The sequence below is a fragment of the Mailhella sp. genome (assembly GCF_057866825.1).
Window position 1 is genome coordinate 1 of record NZ_DBMAHT010000033.1, and the last position, 7709, is coordinate 7709.

General features: G+C 60.6%; 7 protein-coding genes. All 7 read right to left on the bottom strand.

The window, feature by feature from the left end; genetic code table 11:
• A partial coding sequence (locus ACZM96_RS05020; RefSeq protein ID WP_489487754.1) for a class I tRNA ligase family protein occupies positions 1 to 449 on the bottom strand: 449 nt, incomplete at its 3' end.
• A gap of 555 nt (positions 450 to 1004) precedes the next feature.
• On the bottom strand, positions 1005 to 2390 hold the full coding sequence (gene gltX, locus ACZM96_RS05025; RefSeq protein ID WP_294486119.1) for a glutamate--tRNA ligase: 1386 nt from the start codon (positions 2388 to 2390) through the stop codon (positions 1005 to 1007).
• A gap of 82 nt (positions 2391 to 2472) precedes the next feature.
• Positions 2473 to 3375, bottom strand: a complete 903-nt coding sequence (locus ACZM96_RS05030; RefSeq protein ID WP_489487755.1) for a DUF2156 domain-containing protein — start codon at positions 3373 to 3375, stop codon at positions 2473 to 2475.
• Entirely contained in the window at positions 3372 to 4736 is a 1365-nt protein-coding gene (locus ACZM96_RS05035) for an MATE family efflux transporter (RefSeq protein ID WP_489487769.1), read from the bottom strand. Before ACZM96_RS05035 ends, ACZM96_RS05030 begins: the two co-directional genes overlap by 4 nt.
• A gap of 698 nt (positions 4737 to 5434) precedes the next feature.
• Positions 5435 to 6706 carry a diaminopimelate decarboxylase gene (gene lysA, locus ACZM96_RS05040; RefSeq protein ID WP_489487756.1) on the bottom strand — a complete coding sequence of 424 codons (1272 nt, stop codon included), beginning with the start codon at positions 6704 to 6706 and terminating at the stop codon, positions 5435 to 5437.
• Between the two features lie 199 nt (positions 6707 to 6905).
• Positions 6906 to 7127, bottom strand: coding sequence for a DUF465 domain-containing protein (locus ACZM96_RS05045; protein WP_489487757.1), 222 nt, complete (start codon positions 7125 to 7127; stop codon positions 6906 to 6908).
• Between the two features lie 61 nt (positions 7128 to 7188).
• A complete protein-coding gene (locus ACZM96_RS05050) occupies positions 7189 to 7497 on the bottom strand; it encodes a YggT family protein (protein WP_294485935.1) in 309 nt (102 codons plus the stop codon).
• Positions 7498 to 7709: the final 212 nt, after the last annotated feature.

Genomic DNA, 7709 nt, shown 5'->3' on the forward strand with positions numbered 1-7709 from the left:
CCGGGGAAGGAGCGCACGCGGAAATACACGTCGCCCGAGGGCACGGCATAGGCGTGTCCGCCATCGATGAGCTTCTGAATCAGATTCTGCATCTCGCCGATGTATTCGGTGGCGCGCGGTTCAATGTCGGCGCGGCGCACGTTGAGGCGATCCATGTCCTCATGGAAGGCGGCAATGTAGGTTTCGGCGATTTCCGCGCTGGTCTTGCCTTCGCGGTTGGCGCGGGCAATGATTTTGTCGTCCACGTCGGTAAAGTTGCGCACGAAGGTCACGTCGTAGCCGAGATAGCGCAGATAGCGATTCAGCACATCGAACACCACCGCGGAACGGGCATGGCCGATATGGCTGAGATCATAGGCCGTAATGCCGCAGGCATACATGCCCACCCTGCCGGCCTGGCGGGGCTCGAAGTTCTCCTTGCGGCGAGTCATGGAATTATACAACTGCATGGGTTTCTCCCGTGTTGCGGACTGTGGTTGACGCTCCCGAACTCTGCGCCCGGGCGCTGTCGGCGACGCGCTCCGACTTGCGGAGCAAAAGCCGTACCTGTATTAAATAAATCTTCATCCGGTCCCGTCCAGAGCGCGGACGGAGCGGGATGAACGAAAATGAATCTTTTTTTCTTCCGGGCGGTGCAAACTCGCTTCCGGGCCCGGCGCAAACGCTTTTTGCCTGCCGGAGCCTCCGGGGCCTGCGCCGCAGAAGCGGCGGCTGTCCTGCACGGCGATATTTTCCCGGAAAAGGCCGGGCACCGGCTCAAAACCTGAGCTCTCGCCCCAGAGCATGGACTTTCTCCCCGGAACGGAGAATCCGACCAGAGCAGGGGAAGCCTCTCCGGCTTTTCTCCGGCGGGCCATTGAAGACGCCGGAAGTCCCGCGCTTCTGCGCGGGCTCGAAGAAGCGAGGCCTTTTCGGCTGCCCTGCCTCTTTTCCCAAAATACCCGCCACGCGCCGAGAAAGGCAAAAAACGGATGGAAATGCCGAAGCACTTCCATCCGTACGGATTACTTTGCCGCGCGTTCGATGCGCTTCAGGCTTTCTTCCCTGCCGAGGGCCGCCATGACGTCATGCACGGACGGGCCGCCGGCCAGGCCGGTGAGCGCGGAGCGCAGGGGCGGGCCCACCTGCTTGAACTTGAGACCGCCCTTTTCCACGTATTCATGAAGCAGCTTGTCCAGCGCCTCGCCGTTGAATTCGGGCATGGCGGCAATCATGTCGTGCAGCACGGTGAGCTGATGCTTGCCGTCTTCGTTCAGGGCCTTCATGGCCTTGTCTTCAATCACCAGCTCTTCGGCGGGCTTGAAGTAGATGGTCAGGGCCTGAGCCAGGGCCGCGAGATCGGAGGCGCGCTCGATGTACATGGGCAGAAGCGCCTCAATCTTCTCCACGGGCTCGTCGTAGCCCAGCTTTTCAAGGAACGGGCGCACCATGGCGGCCAGCTGGGGAAGCGGCGTGTTGCGCATGTAGTGCGCGTTGAGCCACTTCAGCTTTTCCGGATCAAAGGCCGCGGGAGAGCTGTTCAGGTTGTTGCCGTCGAACAGTTCCACGAGTTCCTTGAGGGAGAAGATTTCCTGATCGCCGTGCGACCAGCCGAGGCGCACCAGATAATTCACCAGCGCCTGAGGCAGCAGACCGTCCTGCTCGTATTCGATGACCGCGCGGGCGCCGTGACGCTTGGACAGCTTCTGATGGTCGGGGCCGCAGATCATGGGCACGTGGCCGAAGGTGGGAACCTCGAAGCCGAGCGCGTTGTACAGAAGAATCTGCTTGGGCGTGTTGGAAACGTGGTCGTCGCCGCGCAGCACGTGCGTCACGCCCATGTCGTGGTCGTCCACCACCACGGCGAGGTTGTAGGTGGGCATGCCGTCGGTGCGGCGCAGCACCATGTCGTCGAGCTCGGAAACGTCCACGGAAATGGTGCCCTTCACCATGTCGTTGAACACGATGCGGCCTTCGTCCGGCACGCGCAGGCGCACCACCCGGCCGGGTCCGGCGGTCAGGCCGCGGTCGCGGCACTTGCCGTTGTAGCGGGGCTTTTCGCCTCTGGCGCGGGCCACTTCGCGCATGGCTTCCACTTCTTCGGGCGTGCAGTCGCACCAGTAGGCGTGACCGGTTTCGAGCAGCTTGTCGATGTAGGCGTTGTAAATGTCAAGACGCTTGCTCTGATAGGTGAGATCACCGTCCCAGTCCAGGCCGAGCCACTTCATGGAGGCAAGAATGGAATCGGTATATTCCTGTTTGGAACGCGTTGCGTCGGTATCCTCAATGCGCAGGCGGAACTCGCCGCCGTAATGGCGGGCAAGCAGCCAGCAGAAAATGGCGGTCCGGCCGCCGCCGATATGCAGATGACCGGTGGGGCTGGGAGCAAATCTCGTAACGACTTTCATAATGCTCATCCGAAAAGATCAGAAGGTTATGTAAAAGGAAGCCAAAAAACAGCAATCATCGCCGCTTCCGTTGGCGCAGTTGATACTACTCCGCATCCGCAGCTATGACAAGCCGACTTTTCTTCAAAAAGCCCACGGGGTTATAGGTTTCCTTCGCCTGACGCAGACCGGGTTCGTCCATATCCTGCTCCCGGTTTATGAGGGAAACGCCCTGTGCGGACCGGCTCGCGAAGGCCTGATTGATGGCCTGATAGACGCCCTTGAGCTCCGCCTGCACCTTTTCAAAGTGAACGACCATCATGTCGCCCACCTTCTCGCCCACGGCAAACGCGCCTATCTTGTCTTCCACGTAGAGCGCGCCGCCGACAAGGCCCGGCAGACGGTTCCAGTTGCCCACCACGCGGAAAATGGCGTCGTTCTCGGCCTGAAGCGAAGGACTGTTTTCACAGTCGCGCCACTTGCACCACTCTTCCTGCAGACGCAGCACGTGTTCGATGCCGTCGGGATTGGAAGCGTCGCCGAGCGCGCGATAGTCCTCGCCGTAGCGGCGGCGATAGCCGTTGACGTGCGTCTTCTTCTTGTGGAACTTCGCCCCGGGCAGTTCTGCCAGTTCGTCGCGATTGTAGAGGTATTCCCACTGACCGCGATCCTCCACGGCTCTCGTCCGGGCTCCGAACCTGTCGCTCAGCACGCCGACAAGCTGCTCCGGCACGCGGAAAAGTTCCACGCCGGCGCGAATTTCCGGCTGCGCGTCCCAGTCGGCGGCCTGCCAGTCACCCACCGGGGCCCAGTAGCGGAAATCGGGCCTGGTCTGGCAGATCCAGCAGAGCCCGTCGCGGAAGGAAAGTCCCAGTCCGAAATATTCCGCCCAGCCCCAGAGATTGGTAAAGGTCAGATCGGCCGTAGGCTGCGGCGTCAGGTCAAAATAACGACGATAGTCGTCGTACAGATCAAGCGTTACCGGAACAAAACCGGAAGGAAGGTTCATGCCTTCTCCTTATGTTTGGATTGGGAAAAATGCGCGTTCATGGAAAAACGCGCCCAGTCCTTGCAGAAAAACACCCACACCATGACCGAGGTCTGGATGGACATGGACAAAAACATGGCCATGTACACCCCGCAGGCGTCATGAAACACGATGTGGGACAGGCCCCATCCGAAAGGCAGACGGATGAGCCAGATGCTGGCCGTATTGACCACCAGCGGATACACCGTGGCCCCCGCGCCGTTCATGACGCCGTGGAGCACCATGCCCGACACCGTGAAGGGAACCACCAGCACGTTGAAGAACAGATAGTTGATGATCTGCGTGCGCACGGCGGCCTCGGACGAAAAAAACGCCGCAAGATCGGGAATGAAGGGCCACATGCAGGCCGCCACGGAGCTCATGGAAATGCCGGAAATCAAAAACAGCACGATGCCGATGTGCTTTGCCCCCTGCCTGTCGCCGGCGCCGAGGGCATTGCCCACGAGAATGGACGCCGTAACCATGAAGGCGTTGGCGGGCATGTACAGCAGCGATTCAATGCGGTTGCCGGCGGTGAGGCCGGCGAGAGCCTCCACGCCGTCGGGCAGCGAAGCCGTGATGCCGTACATGACAAGATAGCCCATGTGCCAGAGCAGACTGTTGCCGCAGGCCGGAACGGCCACCCGAAAAAGATACGGCGCGCCGAGTCTGAGCCAGCGCAGGGGCGGCAGCACATGATGCACGATGAGTCCGCCCTTTTTCAGAAAAATCAGGGTGAGCACGGCCGCCAGCGTGTTGGCGCTGAAGGTGGCCCACGCTATGCCCGCCATGCCGAAGGCCGGAAAGCCCAGCCATCCGAGGCCGAAGCACAGATCGCCGAACACGTTGAGCAGGCAGGTGGCCACCGCCACGATAAGCGGCGCAATGACCTGCCTTGCCGCGCGAAACAGCGTTCCGCCCACCTGCATGACGTAGAAGGAGGGAAGCCCGGCCAGCATGACGCCCACCATGTACTCCGTCGCGGGCCTGAGGGAGTCGGGCGTCTGCAGCAGCGCGAGTACCGGGCCGCGAAACGCGCCGGTAAGAAGAGCGAGCAGCACGGCGACCGCCACGCAGCTGCACAGCACCAGCCCCACATAATTCTGCGCCCGCCGCCAGTGCCCCGCGCCCATGGACTGACTGACCGCGGCCATGCCTCCCGCGCCGAGCGCCCAGCCGAACACCATGAGAAAAACCTGAATCTGAAAGGCCAGTCCCACGGCGGCCTGCACGTCGGAAGAAATGCGGCCGGCGGCCCAGATGTCGGTAAGGTTCACGATGATGCTGCAAAGAAGCATCATCATCTGAGGCCAGACAAGTCCCCAGATGGTGCGGAACGGCACATCGCGCAACCACTCGCCGGATCGGACGGCGGAACAAAAACGGAACAATGCGGACATGGACAGAAGATAACTGAATTTTTTTTGCTGGCAAGAGGGCAATGGCCCGCTGCGGCAGAGGTGTTGAAGAAAGACAGGCCTGCACTTTTCACGTTCTGCGGAGCCATGCATGCCGGGGCAACCGATGCGGGAGGCGCCGAGCAGCCGAAGACTACGCAGCCCCCTTTTTCCCCGCGGCGCGCTCGAAGAAGAGGCTTCCGGGCGTACTCCACCTTCAACATGCGCGGCCTCGCGCAGGCTCCGAAGTCTGGATCCGTGCCGACTTCAGAGCCCCGGCCCGCCCCGGCAGAGGAAGCTCCACGCCGCCCAAGGCCCGACGCCTGCCTCTGCGCATTCTCACGCCGTGATGCGGAGCTGCTTGCATGAGGGACGCTGCTCCAGGCTCATGATTCATGATGAACCACGTTCATGAACAGCGACGACCCGCGAGCCTCCACGCGGCCTTCGCGCAAACCGGCATCCGTCCCGGACGCCTGTCGGATCGCCGTCGCAGCGCCCGACGATCGTTGCGCCGCTGCGAAAAGGCGCAGCCCTTTCCCGAGTCCGTGCGGACAAAAAAGCCGGGAACGACTTCTCCCTTTGAGGAGAAACATTCGTTCCCGGCCGACAGTCCGGCAGAGAACTGCCGGACACAGAACAGTTTAGTCCAGCACCAGCGTAGAGGTCAGATCCTCCAGCGTTTCCCGGCGGCGGATGAGACGGGCCTTGCCGTCCGCGCCGATGAGCACTTCCGCCGGACGCATGCGCTGATTATAGGTGGAAGCCATGACCCAGCCGTAGGCGCCGGCGTCGAGCATGGCGATGACGTCGCCCTGCTTGATGAGCGGCAGCTGACGATCCTTGGCGAGAATGTCGCCGGATTCGCAGATGTTGCCCACAATGGTCTGCTCCACGTTTTCCGTGTCGGGCGCGCCGTTTTCACGATAGATTTCCACATCGTGGAAGGCGTCGTACAGCATGGGGCGCGCAAGCACGGTGAAGCCGATGTCGGTGCCGGCAAAAAGATGCGGACCGTTGTTCTTGGTGGCGTGAACGGTGCCGAGCACCACGCCGCATTCGGCCACCACATAGCGGCCGGGTTCGATGAAGAAGCGGCCCTGATAGCCCGTGGACTCGGCCCATTCCGAGAGGCAGCCGTGAATGGCTTCGGAAAGCGCCTTCATGTCCATGCGGCTCTGCCCTTCGTACTTGTGGTAGGGCATGCCGAAGCCGCCGCCGAAGTCGATGATTTCCAGAGGGTAGCCGAGCTTGAGCAGCTTTTCCGCCATGGCAAGCAGAATCTTCATGGCGTCGATGTAGGGACCGGCCTCCATGAACAGGGAGCCGATGTGCTGATTCACGCCCACGAGGCGAAGTTCGTGACGAGCCACGATGTCCTGCACCTGGGGCAGCATGTCGGGGTCAACGCCGAACTTGGTCTTCTTGCCGCCGGTCACCACCTTTTCGCTGTGGCCCGCGCCGATGCCGGGATTGAAGCGCACCATCACGCGTCCGCCGGGGCAGACTTCGCCGAAAAGTTCCAGCTGAGCGAGGGAATCCACGCTCACCACGCAGCCGTGATCGGCGGCGTTCTTGAGTTCCTCGGCGCTCACGTTGTTGCACACGTAGGTGATTTCCTCGGGCGTGAATCCGGCAAGCGCGTTGATGTGCAGCTCACCGGGGCTCATGGCGTCCACCACGCAGCCCTCGGAACGGATGATGCGAAGAAGCGCAGGATTGGTGTTGGCCTTGGCGGAATAGTTCACGCGAAAGCCGGGGAGCGACGAAAGGCCGAGAAGATCGCGGCAGCGCTCGCGCAGTATGTTTTCGTTGTAAACATACAGGGGGGAACCAAAGCGGGAGACCAGTTCACGGGGGTCTTCCTGCCCATAAAAATTAACACTGTCCGTATAGGTGGATCGTACGTTTGCCATTTTCTCTTTTGTACCTGTGTAAGGAGAATATCCGGAAATCCGGCCGCGGCATGGAACGGCAAACCATGACCCTGGCCTGAAACACAAAAAAACGGTCGCCGCGCAAACACGCGCGACCGTCGCGCGCCGGGGAAAAGTTGCCCTTTCCCCGGCCCCAAAATGAAACGACCCTGCCGACGACACGACAGGGAACGCGGAGTTACTTCCTATATTTGTCGAGAGCAGCGTCCAGGCGTGTCTTGCCGTCCAGCTTCTGCTTCTTGAGAGTCTTCACTTCCTGCTCTTCGCTGGGAGTAAGATAGCTCTTGCCTTCAAACTTGGCGAGCTGCTTTTCATACAGCATATGTTCTTCCCAGAGAGCCTTCAGTTCAGGATCAGTATCGCCGTACTGTTCCACAATCTTGAGATCACGTTCTTCCATGGCACAGACTCCATTGTGTTGGGGTGGCAGGAACAAGCCGGCAGACCGGCCTCCTCTTAATTCATACGCCGGCCAGACGCTGTCCGAGCTGAAGCAGGGACTGCACGACCACGCCGTTCAGCAGTTGCAGGGCGACCAGAGCCACAATCGGCGAAAGGTCTATCCCGCTGATCATCACGAAGGGGAACGTCTTGCGGATACGGTAGAATACCGGCTCCGTCAGCGCCCTCAGCGTGCGGACTATCGCATTATACGGATCAGGCTTCACCCATGAGAGAAAAGCCGCCACGATAATGACGAAAATATAAAGATTGATGACCAGGCTCAGAAGCCCGGCAACAGTCGTCACAAGATTCGCAAAGACAAACATGGCGCCTCCATGGAAAGTCCTGTATTCAGAGTGTTGCCTGATTGGCTTCCAGATGCAAGCAAAAAAATGAATTTTCCGGTCACAAATTTCATTCGCAGACGCAGCGCAGACGCTTCACGCCTTCCTTGAACATGACGTCCATCTTGTCAGGGGGAAGCAGCTCGACCACGGCCCCCGTGCCGAACACGGGATGATCCACCAGCGTGTTCACG